The sequence below is a fragment of the Streptomyces sp. NPDC006339 genome (assembly GCF_040612775.1).
GTDB lineage: Bacteria > Actinomycetota > Actinomycetes > Streptomycetales > Streptomycetaceae > Streptomyces.
The window spans coordinates 180,425-198,053 of the sequence record NZ_JBEXQW010000005.1 but is presented as its reverse complement, the minus strand read 5'-3'; the positions used below and the strand labels follow the sequence as shown (position 1 = coordinate 198,053).

Sequence of the window (17,629 nt, the reverse complement as noted above, 5' to 3'; positions counted from 1 at the left end):
CCGCCGCGCGACCGGGGGCCCCGTACGGAGCGGGGTGCGCCGTACGAGCGGGGCGGCTGCACGAGCCGCGCGCGCCGTCCCGCGGCCGGGCGCGGCTACGTCAGCGGCACCCCCATCACCTCGCGCGCCTGCCGCCCCGGCACCATGCCCAGGTCCCATGCCTGCCAGCCGGCCTCCGGCGGGGTGACGCGGTCCAGGACCAGGGCGTACGCCTCCGCGCAGTCCTCCAGACCCGGGTCGCGGGCCGGATGCCGGTCCGCGGTCAGGGCGGCGAGCTCCTCGCGGGCCGCGGCCGGGTCGGACCGCAGCGTGCAGCGCAGGAAGCGGGCCCAGTCGGCCCCCCTGCGGTCGCCGTACGACAGGAAGAGCCGGGCCGCCTCCTCGCACAGCTCCACGGCCTGGGCGGTGCGGCCGTTGCCCGCGTCCACGATGGCCAGCTCCAGACAGGTCCACGCCTCGCCGTGGGCCACCCCGATGCGCCGGAAGTCGGCGCGGGCGTCGGCCAGAAGCTGGCGCGCGAAGCCCGAGTTGCGCAGGTTGCCCGTCTGCGCGGCCCGCTGGTCCCGGGTGACCCGCCCCGAATGATGGCGGGCGCATGCCAAGCCGTAGACGTCCCGCATCCGCGAGAACATCGTCCTGGCCCGCTCCAGCTCCCGTATCGCCTGATCCCGGTCGCCCCGCTCCTCCAGCGCGTGCCCCAGGTAGTACAGCGTCCACGCCTCACCCCGCGCGTCCTCCTGCTCCCGGTGCCGGGCCAGCGCCTGCCGCAGCCCCTCCACGGCCGGTTCCACGTCCCCGTCGACCAGCCGGGCCCGGGCGAGCTGGGTCAGCGCCCACGCCTCGCCGCGGCCGTCGTGCGTGCGGCCGTACAGGTCCAGGGCGAGCCGCAGCGCGTCCTCCGCCCGCGCCACCTCGCCCGTCCGCAGCCGCACCTGGCCCAACTGGAAGTGCGCCCACGCCTCGCCGTGCAGCGACTCGTGCGCGCGGTGCAGCGCCAGCGCCCGGTCGAGCAGCGCCAGCGCCTCCGCCAGACCGCCCCGGTCCCGCTCCACGGCCGCGAGCGCGTGCAGCGTCCAGCCCCGGTCGGCGGCCAGCGACTCCGGCTCCTGCAGCCCCAGCGCCTCCCGCAGCCGCGCCGCCGCCTCCGCCAGCCGGCCCTGGTGGTGCAGGGTGATCCCGAGCGAGCACAGCGCCAGCGCCGCCCCCGCGTCCTGGTGCGCCTCCTGGTAGAGCGACACCACCGAGGTCAGCGTGGTCCGCGCCTTGTCCAGCTCGCCGAGCTGACGGGCCGCGATACCGGTCCGCCACCGCACCGAACGCGACAGCAACCCCTGCCCCACCGAGGCCGTCAGCTCGTCGATCTCGCCCAGCCGGTACAGGTCGCCCCGCAGCAGGCAGTAGTCGCACAGCGCGCCCAGCAGGTCGAGCACCGTCTGCTGGTCCACGCCCTCCGCGTGCCGCAGCGTCGCCGTGATGAAGCTGGACTCCTCGTCCAGCCAGCGCAGCGCCGCGTCCAGCGAACCGAAGCCGTGCCCGTCGAAGCGGTTCGCACGCGTCGACATCTTGCCGTCGACCATCCGGATCACCGCGTCCGCCAGCTCCGCGTAGTTCCGGATCAGCCGCTCCTGCGCGGCCGCGATCTCCGCCGCGTCCTCCTCCTTGGCCAGCCGCGCCGCCGCGAACGCGCGCACCGCGTCGTGCAGCCGGTACCGCCTGCCGCGCACCGGGACGAGCAGACCCGCCCGCGCCAGCTCCGCCAGGAGCCGCGCCCCGTCCGCGCCCGAACCGCCGAGGAGGGCCGCCGCGGCCGCCGCGCCCAGCGAGGCCCGGCCCGCCAGCGCGAGCCGGCGCAGCAGCCGCCGCCCGTCCTCGTCGAGCGCCGCCGCGTACCCGGCCGCGAGCGCCCGCTCCACCGGCCCCGCGTCCGCGCCGCCGGTCTCGGCGAGCAGCCGCGCCACCTCGTCCGCCGGCCGGCCGCCCAGCAGGGCGCCCGCCGCCCGCAGCGCCAGCGGCAGCCCGCCGCACAGCTCCCGGGCCCGCTCGAAGCCGTCCCCGTCGTACGGCCCCGTGTCCGGCCCGCCCGCCGCCGCGAGGAGCAGCTCCTCCGCCCCCGCCGCGTCCAGCGGCGCCACCGGCAGCACGTGCACCGAGGCCGGCACGTCCGGCCCCAGGTCCAGCGGCTCCCGGCAGGTCACCAGGACCAGGCTGTCCGAACGCTCCGGCAGCAGCGTCCGCACCTGCTCCGCGTCGACCGCGTCCTCCAGGACCACCGTCACGGGAAGCCCGGTCAGATGCCGGTGGTACAGCTCCGTGAGCCGCCGCTCCTGCTGCTCCGCCGACGCCCCCTCCCGGAACAGCAACTGCTCGCGCGGCGCACCGAGCCGGTTGAGCAGATGCAGCAGCGCCTCCCGGGTCGACAGCGGCCGCTCGCCGCCCGCGGCACCGCCCCGCAGATCCACCACGCACGCCCCGCGGAACTGGTCCCGCAGCGCGTGCGCCGCCCGCACCGCGAGGGCGCTGCGGCCCGAACCGGGCGCCCCGGGCAGCATCACCACCGTCGGCCGGGTGGTCGTCGCCGCCCGGCCCGCCTGCACCCAGCGGGTGATCCGCGCCAGCTCGTCCCGCCGCCCCGCGAGCGGCTCCACCGGCTCCGGCAACTGGCCGAAGGACTGCTCCAGGACCGTACGCCGCCGGGCCGCGGCGCTGCGGTCCGCGCCCCGCAGCCGCTCGACCACCTTCTGCGGCGGCTGCCCCGCCGTCGTGCCGAGCAGCGCCCGCTGCTGCTCCAGGAACGGCCGCACCCCCCGCACCTCGAAGGCGGTCAGCCAGCGCAGCCGCAACTGCTCCACCCCGCCGGGCCGGCCGGCCACCCCGGCCCTGCGGTGCGCGGCGGCCCGGCGGCCCGCGCCGACCTTCAGGGCGGTCGCCGCGGCGCCGGCCGCCGCGACCACGGCACCGGCGCCGAGCGCCGTGCCCGACCCCGTACCGAGGGCCAGATCGCCGCCCACCGCGGCGACGGCCGCGACGGCCGTCACCAGCGCCGGCGTCGCCAGATCCGCCGTGGCCGGGCCGGCCTCCGCCGCCTCGACGGCCCGCAGATAGGCCGCGTACTCCTCGGCCGCGGGCGCCGCCATGGCGTCCAGAGCCGCCCGGCCGCGCGACAGGAGCACCGCCCCGTCGACCCGGCCGCCCGAGCGCCCCACCTCTTCCTCCACGGCCCGTTCCCACAGCCGCTCCGCCTCGGCCCGGTGGCTGTCCCGCATCCGCGTCCCCCTCCGCCGCAATCGAACAGTCCGGACCCCAGTGTCCTGCCGGACGCCCGTCCGCGCGAGGGAGCGTCGGGACGGCCCAGACGCCCCAAGGGATCAGGCCCACAAAGGGTTTTGACCGAACGACAGCCCGTCGACCTCGCGTCCGATGGCGTTCATGTGCCGAATACCGCGTCCGGGTGATGCCCCGGAACCAATCCTTCCCGGGCCAGTTGATCAGGACGCTTCGGTCAACGGAGCAGTTCCGGGCCATCGAGCTCAAGAAGGAAGACTCGTGATCAAGAAGGTTCTTGCTACCGCTGCTGTTGCGGCCACCGTCGCCGGCATGTCCGCGACCACGGCGATGGCGGCCGGCAACGACGGCGGCAGCGCCAACATCATCGGCAACCAGTCGAAGCAGTCCATCGGCAGCAACTCCACCGGTGGTTACATGAGCCCGAACTTCGGTCTCGTGAACGGTGGCGTCCTGCACTGCTTCGACATCCAGAAGGTCCAGGCGCAGGTGCCGATCGGCGTCATCGCCATCCCGGTCGCCGTTCAGGACGTCCTCGGCAACCCGATGGCGAACCAGACCTGCACCCAGAACTCCGTGCAGCAGAAGGGCGACGACGCGCTGTCGCACATCCTGGGCGAGGTCCTCTCCCAGAACGGCAACGTCGGCGGCTGATCTCGGCATCTCCGCTGAAGAAGCCCGACGGAAGCGGCCCCGTTCCTCGCAGAGCCAGTGCGAGGAACGGGGCCGCTCCCCGTATCAGTGCCCCGCCCGCGCCCCCGCCACCCGTGGCGTACGGGCGGTCTTTCCCCGGGTGCGCAAGGATGGGGACATGCCGAACAGACTGGCCCATGAGACTTCCCCCTACCTCCTCCAGCACGCCGACAACCCCGTCGACTGGTGGCCCTGGTCGGCCGAGGCGTTCGAGGAGGCCCGGCGGCGTGACGTACCGGTGCTGCTCAGCGTCGGCTACAGCTCGTGCCACTGGTGCCATGTGATGGCCCACGAGTCCTTCGAGGACGAGACCACCGCGGCCCTGGTCAACGAGCGCTTCGTCGCCGTCAAGGTCGACCGCGAGGAGCGCCCCGACGTCGACGCCGTCTACATGGAGGCCGTGCAGGCCGCCACCGGGCAGGGCGGCTGGCCCATGACCGTCTTCCTCACCCCGGACGCGGCGCCCTTCTACTTCGGCACCTACTTCCCGCCCGAGCCCCGGCACGGCATGCCGTCCTTCTCCGACGTCCTCGACGGGGTCGCCCGCGCCTGGGACGAGCGCCGCGACGAGGTCGGCGAGGTCGCCGGGAAGATCGTCAAGGACCTCTCGGCCCGCTCCCTCGCCTTCGGCGGCGAGGGCGTCCCCGGCGAGGAGGAGTTCGCCCAGGCCCTGCTCGGCCTCACCCGGGAGTACGACGCGAGCTCCGGCGGCTTCGGCGGCGCGCCCAAGTTCCCGCCGTCGATGGTGCTGGAGTTCCTGCTGCGCCACCACGCCCGTACGGGCGCCGAGGGCGCCCTCCAGATGGCCGTCCACACCTGCGAGGCGATGGCCCGCGGCGGCATCTACGACCAGCTCGGCGGCGGCTTCGCCCGCTACGCGGTGGACCGCGCCTGGGTCGTGCCGCACTTCGAGAAGATGCTCTACGACAACGCGCTGCTGTGCCGCGTGTACGCGCACCTGTGGCGGGCCACCGGCAGCGAGCTCGCCCGCCGGGTCGCCCTGGAGACCGCCGACTTCATGGTCCGCGAACTGCGCACCCCCGAGGGCGGCTTCGCCTCCGCGCTCGACGCGGACTCCGACGACGGAACGGGCCGGCACGTCGAGGGCGCCTACTACGTGTGGACCCCCGGGCAACTGGCCGAGGTGCTCGGCGAGGACGACGCGCGCTACGCCGCCCGCTACTTCGGCGTCACCGAGGAGGGCACCTTCGAGCACGGCTCCTCCGTGCTCCAGCTCCCGCAGGACGCGGGCCCCGCCGACGCCGGCCGGATCGCCTCCGTCAAGGAGCGGCTGCTCGCCGCCCGTGAGGAACGCGCCCGCCCCGGCCGCGACGACAAGATCGTCGCCGCCTGGAACGGGCTCGCCATCGCCGCCCTCGCCGAGACCGGCGCGCTGCTCGACCGCCCCGACCTGATCGAGCGGGCCACCGAGGCCGCCGACCTGCTCGTCCGGCTGCACCTCGACGACGGTGCCCGCCTCACCCGTACCTCCAAGGACGGCCGCGCCGGTGCCAACGCCGGAGTCCTGGAGGACTACGCCGACGTCGCCGAGGGCTTCCTCGCCCTCGCGTCCGTCACCGGCGAGGGCGTGTGGCTGGAGTTCGCCGGCTTCCTCCTCGACATCGTCCTCGACCGGTTCACCGCCGAGGGCGGCGCGCTCTACGACACCGCCCACGACGCCGAGCGGCTCATCCGGCGTCCCCAGGACCCGACCGACAGCGCCGCCCCGTCCGGCTGGACCGCGGCCGCCGGCGCCCTCCTCGGCTACGCGGCGCACACCGGCTCCGACGCCCACCGCACCGCCGCCGAGCGCGCCCTCGGCGTGGTCAAGGCCCTCGGGCCGCGCGCCCCCCGGTTCATCGGCTGGGGCCTGGCGGTCGCCGAGGCCCTGCTCGACGGGCCGCGCGAGGTCGCCGTGGTCGGCGCACCCGACGACGAGGGCTTCCAGGCCCTGCGCCGTACGGCCCTGCACGGCACGGCCCCCGGAGCGGTCCTCGCCACCGGCCTGCCCGGCGGCGAGGAGTTTCCCCTGCTGCGGGACCGGCCGCTGGTCGACGGGGCGGCCGCGGCCTACGTCTGCCGGCACTTCGTCTGCGACGCGCCGACGACGGACCCGGCCGAGCTGGGCCGCAAGCTGTCCCGCTGAGGCGGCGGCCCGTACGCGGCGGGACGACTAGCCGCAGAGGAACGACGTGCCTCCCCTGGGCGTGTACTCGCCCAGGGGGGTCTCGCTCTGCGGCGTGGGCCGGGGCTCCGGCAGCCCCCGGTCCGCGCGGAGTTCCGCGAAGACCTCTTCGGCGTACGGCACGTCCCACGAGATCGTCGCGCCGACGTTCGGGATCAGCGGGTTGACGGTCTTGATGGGCACCGTGGCGAACTCGGTGCGCTCGGGCGGCAGGTCCCGCAGCCGGGCCGCGAGCGTCAGCAGCTCCGGCACGCTGATCCCGCGCTCGGTCCTCGCGTCGCCGCGCAGGGTCTCGGCGAACCAGCGCAGCCCGTCGGTGTCCTCGAACAGGCGGGTGCGGACCTCGCGCAGCGTGTTCACCACGAACGACTGCTGCTTCTTGATCCGTCCGAAGTCCGCCTCCCCGTCCGCCTTGCGCGAGCGCACGTACTGGAGCGCCTCGCCGCCGAGGACCCTGCGGGTGCCCGGCTGCAGGTCGAGCCCGGTGACGGGGTCCTTCAGGGGGCGCTCGGTGCAGACCGGCACGCCGTCGACGACGTTCACCGTGTCCATGAACCGGCGGAAGTCGATCTCGAGGTAGCGGTGGACCGGCAGCGCGGTCATCGCCTCGACCCGCTCGATCACGAACGACGGACCGCCCTCCTTCCAGGCGTTGTTGAGCTTCGCCCGGTGCGGCGCGTGGATCTCGCCGGTGTGCCGGTCGCGGTGCTCGGGGAACTCGGTGAGCGAGTCACGGGGCAGGCTGACGACGCTGACCCGGTCGTACCCCGCCGAGACGTGGACCAGCATCATCACGTCCGTACAGCCGCATTCCTTGAAGCCGATCCGGTAGTCGGTCCGCTCCGCGGCGGTGACGCCGGCCCGCGAGTCGACGCCGACGACGAGGATGTTGAGCCCCTTGTCCGGTGACGGCAGAGCGGCCGGGGCGGCGGCGAGCGCGCCCGAACCGAGGACGGCCAGCGTGCCCGAGGCGAGGAGCAGACGCAGTCTGGGGACTTTCATGACGGACACCACCGATGCTCGGAGACGGAGATGCCCGCACCGTAATTCGAATGCCGTCGCACACAGGTGCGCGGCGCGACATGGACCGTTCGAATCACTCTCCTGCTGAGGCTGTGTCATGATGCCGGAACCTCAGCGGAAGGAGCGAATATGGCACCCGATCCCGGGAAATGGGAGCGGCTGGCCTTCATTCCGAAGAGCCGATATGTGACCGACCCTTCACCCTTCGATCGCGAACCCTTTCCCCTCTATTCCGCGCTGGCCCGCCAATGGGCCATGGACGGGCGTACGGTGCCCGGCCATCCCGACCGGGAGTGGGAGCGCCTCACCCGGACCCCGATCTGGCCCCGTTGAGCCGAATGCGGCACGAAGCAACCGCCGCCCGAGGCAACGGAGTGAAAACGTGCTGTCGGATGATGATGCGGTTTCCTTTCCGTGGCAGGGTCGTTGTGAACTGTGCAGCGGAAGGCGGGGGCATCAGTGCTCCCGCACCTCACGAAAGCCGTGAATTTTCTTCCGCCGCAGAAAGGATCCAGACGAAATGAAGTGCAAGAAGGCTGCGGTCGCCGTCGCCGGTCTGCTCATGGCCCTGGGTGCCGCCGCCCCCGCGATGGCCGACGCGCACGCCGAGGGCGCGGCCATCGGCTCGCCGGGCGTCCTGTCGGGCAACGTGGTCCAGGTTCCGATCCACGTTCCGATCAACATCTGCGGCAACAGCGTGAACATCATCGCCGCGCTGAACCCGGCGTTCGGCAACGTCTGCATCAACGCCTGACGTTCCGACGTCGGCAGGACGGGCCGGCCCCGGGGAGTGTCCACCACACCCCCCGGGGCCGGCCCTTGCGTCCGGTCGTCCGCAGCAGGCGGCGGAGCGACCGCGCGCCCCTGCGCGCGAGGCGGGACAGCCGGGTCCGCAGCATGGCGAGCGCCGGACGCGGATCGTCGGCGGCGAACCAGGCCGCCTCGCCGCCGCGCCGCACCGGCGCGTACCGGCGGCGCGGCGAGGTCAGCCAGGACAGCGCCGCGTGGTCCTCGACGACGAAGCGACGCCCGTACACGGGCTGGTGGGCGGGCACCGGGCGGCCGGTGAGGTCGAGGTGCATCGCCCGGACCACGTCGAGACCGTCCCGGTCGGCGAAGAGCCGGAAGTGGGCGCCGGGCCGCGGGTTGAAGTCGAGCAGGTGATAGGCGCCGGTCACCGGGTCGAGCCGGAAGTCCAGATCGCACACACCCCGGTAGCCCAGTGCCGCGATCAGCTCCCGGGCGATGCCGTCGACCGCCGGGTTGGCGGTCCAGCGGCCCACCGCGGTAGGGCCGGCCCCGGCGGGCCAGGAACGCTCCTTGCGGCCGGTGGCCCCGGTCGAGCAGCCGCCGGCGGAGTCCACGTACCCCTCGAAGAACCAGTCGAGCTCCCGCCCGGGCGGCAGCAGCTCCTGGAGCAGCAGCCGGCTGCCGGCCTCGGGGGTGCGCGCGTACAGCTCGCGGACCTCGGCGAGCGAGCCGACGATCGTGGTGCCGCGCAGCCCGCCGTCGGCCGGAAGCAGCCAGGGGCGGCTCCACTTGGCGATCAGCGGCAGCCCGAGCGACCGGGCCATGGCGGCGGCCTCGTCGGGGCCGGCGGGCAGTTCGGTACGCGGGTGGGGGACGGACAGGGACCGGCAGGTCTCGGCGAGCCGGGCCTTGTCGGCGACGCGGGCGAGCTGCTCGGGCGACTGGTCGGGCAGCAGGTAGCGGCCGGCGAGCTCCGGCCGGCACTCGGCGAGGAACAGGGCCGTGATGTCGTCGAGGGGGACGAGCACGGCCGGCGGTGACGGCTCGGCCAGCCGGTCGGCGATGCGGAGCAGGAGACGGGTGAGCTCCGCCGGGGAGGGCTCGGCGGGGCGTGGGTGGGCGCCGCGGAGATAGCGGGAGCGGGCCACCGGACCGGCCGGCGACTCGACCACCGCGTGGACCGCGATGCCCGCCCGCCCCAGGGACCGCGCGGCACCGAGCGTGCCGTGATGGAAAGGGTTCGGATCGAGCCGCACAAGGACCGCGGGAACGCGGGTGTCAAAACTCGGCACGGCATGTCCTTCGTTTCGGATGCCCCATTCGGGCGAGGAAGAATGCTCTAACGGGCGACGGAACAGATCCAAGCCGCGTTCTCGGTCGGCTCATTAGGAATACTTTCTGAACATCGGACTGACGACTCGTCACGGGATGCCAGAGAGAAGGAGCTGCCATGGACAGCAGAAAACGGAGAACTTCGAGGGCATGGCTGGGGGTGTTCACCGCCGCTCTCCTTGCGTCAGGTTCTGTCGTGCTGTCGTCCCCCGCTCACGGGCACGACGGAGCTCGGGAACGGGCTCAGGCGCCCGCTCCGGCACGCGCCCAGACCTCCGCACCCGAATCCGTAACGACCCGGGGCCCCCAACCGACTCTGTCGAGTGCCATGGGGGCCTTTCTCGAATCCGGGCCGCTCGGGGTGGCCCGGATCAGTCAGCTCGAACGATGGCTCGGCGGCCGGGAGCTGCGCGTCGGCCACACCTACCTGCCCGGCGACCTCTGGTCGAACATCGAGGGCCCGCCCGGCTTCCTCGACTCCTGGGCGGCCTGGCGCAAGGAACGGGCCGACCGGCTGTTCGTCCTGAACGTGCCGATGCTGGAGCGCAACGAGGCCGGCGTCTCCGACTACGAGGTCCGCCGCAAGCTCCAGCTCGGCGCGGCCGGCTACTACGACCACCACTTCCGTACGCTCGCCCAGCGGCTCGTCGACCTGGGCGCCACGGACACGGTGCTCGTCCTCGGCTGGGAGATGAACGGCACGACGTACACCCACCGGTGCGCGCCCGATCCGACCGCGTGGAAGAAGTACTGGACGCGCATCGTCACCACGATGCGTTCCGTGCCGGGCCAGGAGTTCCGTTTCGACTTCAACCCGAGCCGGGGCCGGGACGCCATTCCGTGGACGGAGTGCTATCCCGGTGACGACGTCGTCGACATCATCGGCATGGATTCCTACGACCAGCCGCCGGGCTCCCGTTTCGACGAGCACGTCAACGAACCGTACGGACTCCAGGCGCAGGTCGATTTCGCCGCCGAGCACAAGAAGCAGATCTCCTACCCGGAATGGGGCCTGTTCCGGAACGGGGACAACCCCGAGTACATGCGGCGCATGCTCGAATGGATGAAGCAGCACAAGCCGCTGTACCACACGATCACGGACTACTGTCCGCACGGCGTCTGGCAGTGCGACGACAATCCGCGCTCCTCGCAGGTGTTCCGGCAGATGCTGTACGGCTTGGAGCAGCCGGAGCCGACGGAGCCGACGGAGCCGACGGAGCCGACGGAGCCGACGGAGCCGACGGAGCCCACGGAGCCGACCGACCCGGTCGACCCCACGGACCCGGTGGACCCGACGGACCCGGTGGACCCGACGGATCCTGTGGACCCGACGGATCCTGTGGACCCGACGGATCCTGTGGACCCGACGGATCCGACGGACCCGGTCGACCCGACGTTCCCCGAGCCGAAGCCTGAGCCGAAGCCGGAACCGAAGCCTGAGCCGAAGCCGGAACCGAAGCCTGAGCCGAAGCCCGAGCCGAAGCCCGAGCCGAAGCCCGAGCCGAAGCCCGAGCCCAAGCCCGAGCCGAAGCCTGAGCCCAAGCCCGAGCCGAAGCCTGAGCCCAAGCCTCAGCCCACCTGCTGGACCATCAACCTCGGTTCATGGGTCGAAGGGTGGATCGGCAGCACGATCTGCGTCCCGACCGCGCCCTCCTGGAAGGACGTGGACGTCGACCTGAAGGGCACGTGGCAGGGGGTCTGGCCCTTCTGACCCGACGGTGACCCCGCCGGTGACGGCCCCGAACGGCTGCGGAGGAGCTCATCCTCCGCCGCCGTTCGCCGTGGGGCGCCGCCCCGTCAGACGGCCGATGATCCGCCCCAGCCACTCCCGCTCCCGCGCCTGCCCGGCCACCCAGCGCCGCCCGGCCGCCGCGCCCGCGCGCGCCCACAGCAGCGGAGCCGCGGCCCGTCCCGCCAGCATGAACCGCTGGTTCGCGACCGACTCCGGGCGCCAGTGGTTCTTGTACGGCTCGGTGCCCCGCAGCAGGCTCAGCGTCGCCCGCCCGTCGGCGCTGGTCTCGCGGGCGCCGTGCCGCAGCAGCAGCGCCGCCACGTCCGCCTTGCGGGCCCGCAGGACCGGATCGGCCCCGTACAGATAGCCACCGGACAACTGCCGCGACATCAGCGTGAGGTCCACGCAGACCACCTCGCCGTCGAGCCGGAACTCGGTGACCCGCGCGTCCCCCGACTCGACCATCGACCCCACCGCCCGCTCCAGGTGCCGGGCGAACCGCTCGCTGGTGTGCTCGGCGGTCACGCCCCGGCCCTGCCACTGGAGCAGATGCAGCTCCAGGAGGCGTTCCAGGGCGGCCGGCACCTCGGGGCCGGAGACGATGCGGGCCTCGATGCCGAGCGCGTCCAGCTTGCGGAGCTTCGCCCGGGCCCGCTGGGCCTTGGTGGAGGGGAGCCGCTCGATCAGCCCCTCGACCGGCACGCCCGGCAGCTCCTGGCACAGCGAGTCCGTGAGCCGTCGCCGGGGGCCGCGCCACAGCGCGTGGACCCGCTCGGCCACCGCCCCCGGCCGCACCTCGCGCAGATCGAGCACCGCGCCGCGCGCCAGCCGCGCGAGCGCGTCGGTCAGCACCGGCACCGCCTCGGGGCAGTCGTCGTCGACCAGCACGTCCATGTAGTCGGTGAGGGCGCCGCCGAGCGGCGTGAGCACCGGCAGCGGCCCGGCCGCCCGCGTCAGGGGCGCCGCCGCGACCAGCGTGCCGTCGGCCCGCCGCACCAGGACCAGGCGCAGGGCACCCGGCCGGCCGTACGACAGCCACCAGGAGTGCAGCCACGCGTGCGACTGGAAGGGCGTCGCCGCCGAGCAGCGGCGGTACAGCGTCGTCCATTCGGGGCCGAGCCGGCCGAACTCGGCGCCGTCCCGGCAGACCTCGGCGCGCAGCCCGCCGCCCGGTCCCTCGCCCGGTCCCTCGCCCGGTCCGTCGCCGGGGCCGTCGCCCGGCCCGGGGGCCGACCGGCCGCGCGGCCCGATGCGGAGCCCGGCGTGCAGCCCGGCGCGCAGTCCGCCCCGGCCCCCGGAGCGCGGCTCGGTGGACAGAGGTCCGCTGTTCACACCGCCTCCGGTTCCGGCTGCTGCGAGGCCACCGACGGGCCCGGCACGGCGGCCGTGCCCTGCCGCGAGTGCCGTGCCTCGGCGCGCGCCGGCCGCTTCGGCCGGACCAGCAGTCCCAGGCCGCCGAGCAGCCCGCCCGCGCAGGCGCCGACGAGCGCCGACAGGGACGCGGACGGCGACACCGGCTCGACCGGCTTGGTCGCCCGCGAGAAGGGCACCACCTTCACGCCCGTGTTCCCGGCGGCGTGCGTGCTGTTGAGCACGAGGGCCCGGGCCACTCCGTCGGCCATCGACACCGCCGTGGACGGCTTCGCCGAGCGCGCGGTGATCGAGATCATCGGCGCGTCCGGGGAGGTGGACGCCTGTACGCCGGCGCGCAGCGTCTCCGCCGGGACACCCGCCCACACCTGGGCGTCACCGGTCACGGCGATGTCCGTGGCGACCCGTCCGTACGCCTGGGCGAAACCGAGCGCAGCGGCCGGGTCCGACTTCTCGCCGGGCACGACGATGACATAGCTGGTCGCCGCGTACTGCGGGGTCTTCAGGGCGCCGTAACCGCCGCCGAGGACGGCGCCGGCGAGCGCGGCGGCCGGCAGCACCATCCAGCGGGCGGGGGTGAGGAGGGAGGAACGTGGCGGGGTCGTGGTCATGGTGCAGCTCTCACTTCACGGGAAGTCGGGTCGCGGGTGGACGGGGCGCCGGAGGACGGGACACGGATACGTGCGGGCCGTGGACGGCCCGCCGGTAGAGGGACAGCAACCGCCGGGCGCTCTGCGCGATGTCGTAGCGGCGGACGGCCTCGGGCGGCGGCAGCCGGTCGGGCCGGGCGTCGTGTGCCGCGCGGAGCGCGTGCAGCGCGCCGATCAGCTCGGGCACGGACGGCCCGATGCGGCGCGCGCAGGGAACGGCGCCCGGCGGCAGGTCGTCGATCGCCGGGCAGGCCGCGTACAGCGTCGGCAGGCCCGCCGCCAGCGCCTCGACGATCGCGAGACCGAATGCCTCGTCGGGGGAGGTGGACACGAAGACGTCCATCGCCGCCAGCAGCGACGGCAGATCGGGCCGCCCGCCCGCCGGGTGCGCCGGGGGATCCGGGAACGCCCCCGGGAGCAGCACCCGGCCGGAGGCTCCGCACTCCTCGGCGAGCCGCAGCAGCTCCGCCCGCCGGTCGCCCTCGCCGACGAGCAGCAGCCACGCGTCGGGAACCGCCGCCACCGCCCGTACGAGCCGGTCGAAGCGCTTGCCCGCCGCGAGCCGCCCCACCCCGCCGACCACGAACGCGTCGGCGGGCAGGCCGAGCGCCGCTCTCGTCGTCGCGCGGGCGCGCGGGTCGAAGGCGAAGCGGTCGGTCTCGATGCCGTTCGGCACGACGTGGACACGGGACGGGTCGACGCCCCAGTCGGCGAGCCGGCGCGCCACGCTCGGCGAGACGGCGACGGTGGCGGTGCCGAGCCGTTCGGTCGCCAGGTAGAGGGCCCTCGTGCCCGCCGACAGCGGCCGGCCCTCGATCTGGGCCTCGCCGAGGGAGTGCTCGGTCGCGACGACGGACCGCACCCCCGCGAGCCGGGCGGCGGGCCTGCCGTAGACGCAGGCCCGGTACAGGTGCGTGTGCACGAGGTCGTAACGGCCCTGCCGGATGAGGCGGGTGAGCCGGGGCAGCGCGCCCACGTCGCGGTTGCCGGTCATGCCGAGGTGGACGACCGGGGTTCCGTCGGCCTCGATGCCCTCCGCGACCGCGCCGGGGTTGGTGAGGGTCACCACCCGGCTGTGGACGGGGAGGTGACGCAGCAGCAGCCGCAACTGCTGCTCGGCGCCGCCGATGCCGAGCCCGGTGATCACGTGCAGGACCCTCAGCTCCGGCCCGTCGTCCGCGACCGTCTCGTCCGTCACCGTCTTGTCCGTCACCGTGCCGTCCGTCACCGTGGCGCCGGTCGCCGGGTCGTCCGTCGCCCGGTCGTCGTCCGTCGCCCGGTCCTCGTCTGTCGTCATGCCGTCCGTCGCCGTTTCGTGGGTCGCCGTCCCGTCCGTCCTCGTCCCTGCCGCCCTCCCCCTGTCCGGCGTCATGACAGGACGCTCCGGGCCGGGTCGTCGCGCAGCGGGCCCAGATCGGCGGGGCGGCGGCGCCGCAGCGGATGCAGGAGCCGCTTGGCGGTGAGCCGCCACGAGGTGTCCTCCTCGCCGATGTGGACGCGGGGCAGGGCGTACGTGCCGGACAGCGGGCCCGGGTCGATCGCGCAGGCGTACGCGTAACCGGCCTTGCGGACGGCCCGGACCACCCGGGCGTCGACCGACCCGTACGGGTAGCAGAAGCCGTCCACCCGGTCGCCGGTGATCTCCTCGATCAGCTCCCGGCTCTGCCGGGTCTCGGCGGCGAGGGTGGCGTCGTCGGCGTCCGTGAGGGGCACGTGGCGCAGGCCGTGCGAGCCGATCTCCATGCCCGCGGCGGCCGCCCGCCGGATGCCGTCCTCGTCCAGGAGCGGTTTGCGCGGCCCGTCCGCGTCCCACGCGTTGTCGCCGCCGAGACGCCCCGGCAGCACGTACACGGTCGCCGTGAACCCGTGCCGGCGCAGCAGCGGCACCGCCGACTCCAGGAAGTCCGCGTAGCCGTCGTCGAAGGTCAGCCCCACCAGGCCGCGTTCCCGCCCTTCGGCGGCGGCCGCGAGCAGCTCCCGCACGGACACCCCGCGCAGCCCCCGGTCGCCCAGCCAGTGGAGCTGACGGGCGAAGCGCACGGGGGAGACCGTCACCTTGTACGGGTCATCGGGGGCCTCCGCGATCGAGTGGTACATCGCCACCCACAGGGGAGGCTTCGGCAGCAGACGACGCAGCACGGAAGCGGGCATGGGAGGTCCTTCGGCGGGGAGTGCGGGGCAGGGGCGGGATCTCTGGCGCCTTGGCGGCACGCGTGACGAACAGCAGGAAGACGCCGCCGACCACCAGGGCGGCGACGGCCAGGGAGAGCACGGGCGGTTCCACGAACAGCGCGCACAGCCAGGCCGCGCCGGTGGCCCAGGCCCCGGCGGTGGTCAGCCGCAACAGGCCCTCGCCGAGCCGGCGGACGTCCACCGGCACGGACTGGCGGTGCGCGCCGCGGAGCAGCATCACGGCGGTCAGGGTGATGCCGAGCGCGTTGGCGCCGGCGATGCCGACGGCGCCCCACAGGGGTGCGGCGACCGCCCCGGTGACGGCGGTGGCGGCGAGCCCGGTGGCCATGGCGAGGGCCGGGTACCAGAGCGGGCGGGCCGCCGAGAAGTAGCAGCGGACGAGGGCGCCGACCATCGTCTGGCCCAGCAGGCCGAGCGCGTACACCCGCATCACGGCGGCGGTCGCGGCCGTGTCGCCGGCGTCGAACGCGCCGCGCTGGAACAGGATGCCGACGATCTGCGGCGCGGCGGCGATCACCGTCGACGCGCCGGCGAGCACGACGACCGCCGCGAGCAGCAGGTCCCGCTCCACGCGGCGCCGGGCCTCCTCGGTGTCGCCGGCCGCGAGGGCGCGGGCGATGACGGGGAAGCTGACCGTGCACAGCATCAGCGACAGGATCATCGGCATCTGCGCGACCTTCTGCGCGTAGTTCAGATGCGAGATGGCGCCGGCCGGCAGCGGTGAGGCGAGGAACCGTTCGATCAGGATCTGCGACTGGCGGGTCAGCGCGAAGACGACGACCGGCGCGATCATCCCCAGGACGAGGAGCCGTGTCTCGCCGGGCGGCGGCGGAGCGGCCGGCTCCGCGGTCGTAGCGCCGGCCGTCCGGACCGGCCGGTTCCGCAGTTTCCGCAGCAGCGTGGGCGCCTGGACCAGCACCATCAGGACCGCGCCGACGGCCACCCCGGCGGCGGCGGACCGCACGCCGAACGGCTCCCGCAGGACGAGGATCGTCCCGATGATGCCGACGTTGTACGCCACGTAGATCGCGGCCGGCGGCAGGAACGAGCCGTGCGCGCGCAGCGCCGCCGAGCAGTACCCGGCGAGCGCGAACGACAGCACGCACGTGGCCGTGAGGCGGGTGCAGTCCACGGCGAGGCGCGGGTCGGGCAGACCGGGCGCGAGCACGGCGACCAGGAAGGGGGCGAAGAGGACGAGGAGGACGCAGACGGCGGCGACGGAGAGCACGAGCCGGGGCAGCGTGGCCCGTACGAGGGCACGGACCGGGTCCCCGGACCGGGCGCCGACGCGGCGGGCCAGCGCCCGCGCGAACGCCGGCACGAGGATCAGCGCCATCGCGTCCTCGATGAGCAGCGTGGACGCGAACTCGGGCACCGTCCACGCCACCAGGAACGCGTCGGTCTCGGCGCCGGCGCCGAAGTACCCGGCCAGGATCTGGTCCCGTACGAGCCCGAGCACGGCCCCCACGGCGGTGAGCGCCGCCGTCACGACCGCGGCGCGCAGCAGGAACCGCCCCGACGGCCGGCGCGCGTGCCGGGCCCGCGCGGGGGCGGCCGCGGGTGCGGGCGGGTCGGCCGGGACGGGGCGTGCGCCGTGCCCCAGCGGCCGCCCGCCGAGCAACGGCGCGCGGACCTCACCCGGCACGGAGTGCCCGATGATCGCCCCACCGCCGAGCACCGGCACCCGATGCCCGACCCCGGCCCGCACCCGCTCACCCCGCCGGTACGGCGGCAGCCCGCACAGCGCGTCCACGGCGGCCACGGTCGAGTGGGCCGCCCACGGATCGGCCACCGCGTCGGCGCCCCTCACCGCCGCCGCCGTCGCGGACGGCTGCGCGCCGTCGTCCGGCGCCAGCCCGCAGAGCGCGTCCACGGCAGCCACCGTCGAGTGCGCCGCCCACGGATCGGCCACCGTGTCGGCGCCCCGCACCGCCGCCGACGCGGACGGCTGCGTACCACCGCCCGGCGCCAGCCCGCAGAGCGAGTCACCGGCGATCGACGCCCACGCCCCGGACCGGTCGGCGCCGGGCGCCCAGCGGTCGGGGCCGCTCGGGTCGGCCGCCCACCGGTCGGTGTCGCCCGTGTCGGGCGCCCAGTGGCCGGGGCCGCTCGGGTCGGCGGCCCACCGGTCGGAGCCGCCGGCCTCATGCGCCCACGGCCCGGGGCCGTGGGCGTCGGGCGCCCAACGGTCGGTGTCGCCCGTGTCGGCAGCCCACGGCTCGGTGCCGTCGGCGTCGGGTGCCCAGCCTCCGATGCCGGTCCCGTCGGGCGCCCAGCGGTCGGAGCCGTCCGTGTCGGCAGCCCACAGGTTGGAGCCGCCAGCTTCATGCGCCCATGGCTCGGAGCCGTCGGCGTCGGGCGCCCACCGGTCGGTGTCGCCCGCGTCGGCAGCCCACGGCCCGGTGCCGCCCCCGGCGC

General features: G+C 74.7%; 13 protein-coding genes. 5 read left to right on the top strand and 8 right to left on the bottom strand.

What is annotated here, in order from left to right:
- Positions 1–95: 95 nt before the first annotated feature.
- On the bottom strand, positions 96–3,263 hold the full coding sequence (locus ABZ135_RS06055; protein WP_356692244.1) for a tetratricopeptide repeat protein: 3,168 nt from the start codon (positions 3,261–3,263) through the stop codon (positions 96–98).
- Positions 3,264–3,543: 280 nt separating this feature from the next.
- Between ABZ135_RS06055 and ABZ135_RS06050 the strand changes: the two genes are divergently transcribed.
- Both ABZ135_RS06050 and ABZ135_RS06045 read left to right on the top strand, forming a co-directional pair.
- Positions 3,544–3,936, top strand: a complete 393-nt coding sequence (locus ABZ135_RS06050; protein WP_345485985.1) for a rodlin — start codon at positions 3,544–3,546, stop codon at positions 3,934–3,936.
- 157 nt (positions 3,937–4,093) lie between these two features.
- Positions 4,094–6,121 carry a thioredoxin domain-containing protein gene (locus tag ABZ135_RS06045; RefSeq protein ID WP_356692242.1) on the top strand — a complete coding sequence of 676 codons (2,028 nt, stop codon included), beginning with the start codon at positions 4,094–4,096 and terminating at the stop codon, positions 6,119–6,121.
- Between the two features lie 27 nt (positions 6,122–6,148).
- Here ABZ135_RS06045 and ABZ135_RS06040 read toward each other — a convergent pair whose 3' ends face one another.
- A complete protein-coding gene (locus ABZ135_RS06040; protein WP_356692240.1) occupies positions 6,149–7,162 on the bottom strand; it encodes an LCP family protein in 1,014 nt (337 codons plus the stop codon).
- 150 nt (positions 7,163–7,312) lie between these two features.
- On the opposite strand from ABZ135_RS06040, the gene ABZ135_RS06035 reads away from it, so the two are divergent.
- Positions 7,313–7,516 carry a hypothetical protein gene (locus tag ABZ135_RS06035; protein ID WP_356692238.1) on the top strand — a complete coding sequence of 68 codons (204 nt, stop codon included), beginning with the start codon at positions 7,313–7,315 and terminating at the stop codon, positions 7,514–7,516.
- A 187-nt stretch (positions 7,517–7,703) separates the two neighbouring features.
- A complete protein-coding gene (locus ABZ135_RS06030) occupies positions 7,704–7,937 on the top strand; it encodes a chaplin (protein WP_356692236.1) in 234 nt (77 codons plus the stop codon).
- Here ABZ135_RS06030 and ABZ135_RS06025 read toward each other — a convergent pair.
- A complete protein-coding gene (locus ABZ135_RS06025; protein WP_356692234.1) occupies positions 7,927–9,225 on the bottom strand; it encodes an ATP-grasp domain-containing protein in 1,299 nt (432 codons plus the stop codon). The genes ABZ135_RS06030 and ABZ135_RS06025 overlap by 11 nt on opposite strands.
- Before the next feature lie 368 nt (positions 9,226–9,593).
- Here ABZ135_RS06025 and ABZ135_RS06020 point away from each other — a divergent pair, with 368 nt between their 5' ends.
- Positions 9,594–10,976 carry a glycosyl hydrolase gene (locus tag ABZ135_RS06020; protein ID WP_356692232.1) on the top strand — a complete coding sequence of 461 codons (1,383 nt, stop codon included), beginning with the start codon at positions 9,594–9,596 and terminating at the stop codon, positions 10,974–10,976.
- Positions 10,977–11,024: 48 nt separating this feature from the next.
- Here the strand turns inward: ABZ135_RS06020 and ABZ135_RS06015 are convergent, their stop codons facing one another.
- The 5 genes from ABZ135_RS06015 to ABZ135_RS05995 all read right to left on the bottom strand — a co-directional run bounded on the left by ABZ135_RS06015 (position 11,025) and on the right by ABZ135_RS05995 (position 16,718).
- Positions 11,025–12,158: a GNAT family N-acetyltransferase gene (locus ABZ135_RS06015; RefSeq protein ID WP_356692333.1), complete on the bottom strand. Its 1,134-nt coding sequence runs from the start codon at positions 12,156–12,158 to the stop codon at positions 11,025–11,027.
- A gap of 167 nt (positions 12,159–12,325) precedes the next feature.
- Positions 12,326–12,979, bottom strand: a complete 654-nt coding sequence (locus ABZ135_RS06010; RefSeq protein WP_356692230.1) for a lipopolysaccharide biosynthesis protein — start codon at positions 12,977–12,979, stop codon at positions 12,326–12,328.
- Between the two features lie 10 nt (positions 12,980–12,989).
- Positions 12,990–14,180 carry a glycosyltransferase gene (locus ABZ135_RS06005; protein WP_356692332.1) on the bottom strand — a complete coding sequence of 397 codons (1,191 nt, stop codon included), beginning with the start codon at positions 14,178–14,180 and terminating at the stop codon, positions 12,990–12,992.
- A 206-nt stretch (positions 14,181–14,386) separates the two neighbouring features.
- Positions 14,387–15,169, bottom strand: coding sequence for a polysaccharide deacetylase family protein (locus ABZ135_RS06000; protein WP_356692228.1), 783 nt, complete (start codon positions 15,167–15,169; stop codon positions 14,387–14,389).
- Positions 15,084–16,718 carry a lipid II flippase MurJ gene (locus ABZ135_RS05995; protein WP_356692330.1) on the bottom strand — a complete coding sequence of 545 codons (1,635 nt, stop codon included), beginning with the start codon at positions 16,716–16,718 and terminating at the stop codon, positions 15,084–15,086. Before ABZ135_RS05995 ends, ABZ135_RS06000 begins: the two co-directional genes overlap by 86 nt.
- Positions 16,719–17,629 lie beyond the last annotated feature (911 nt).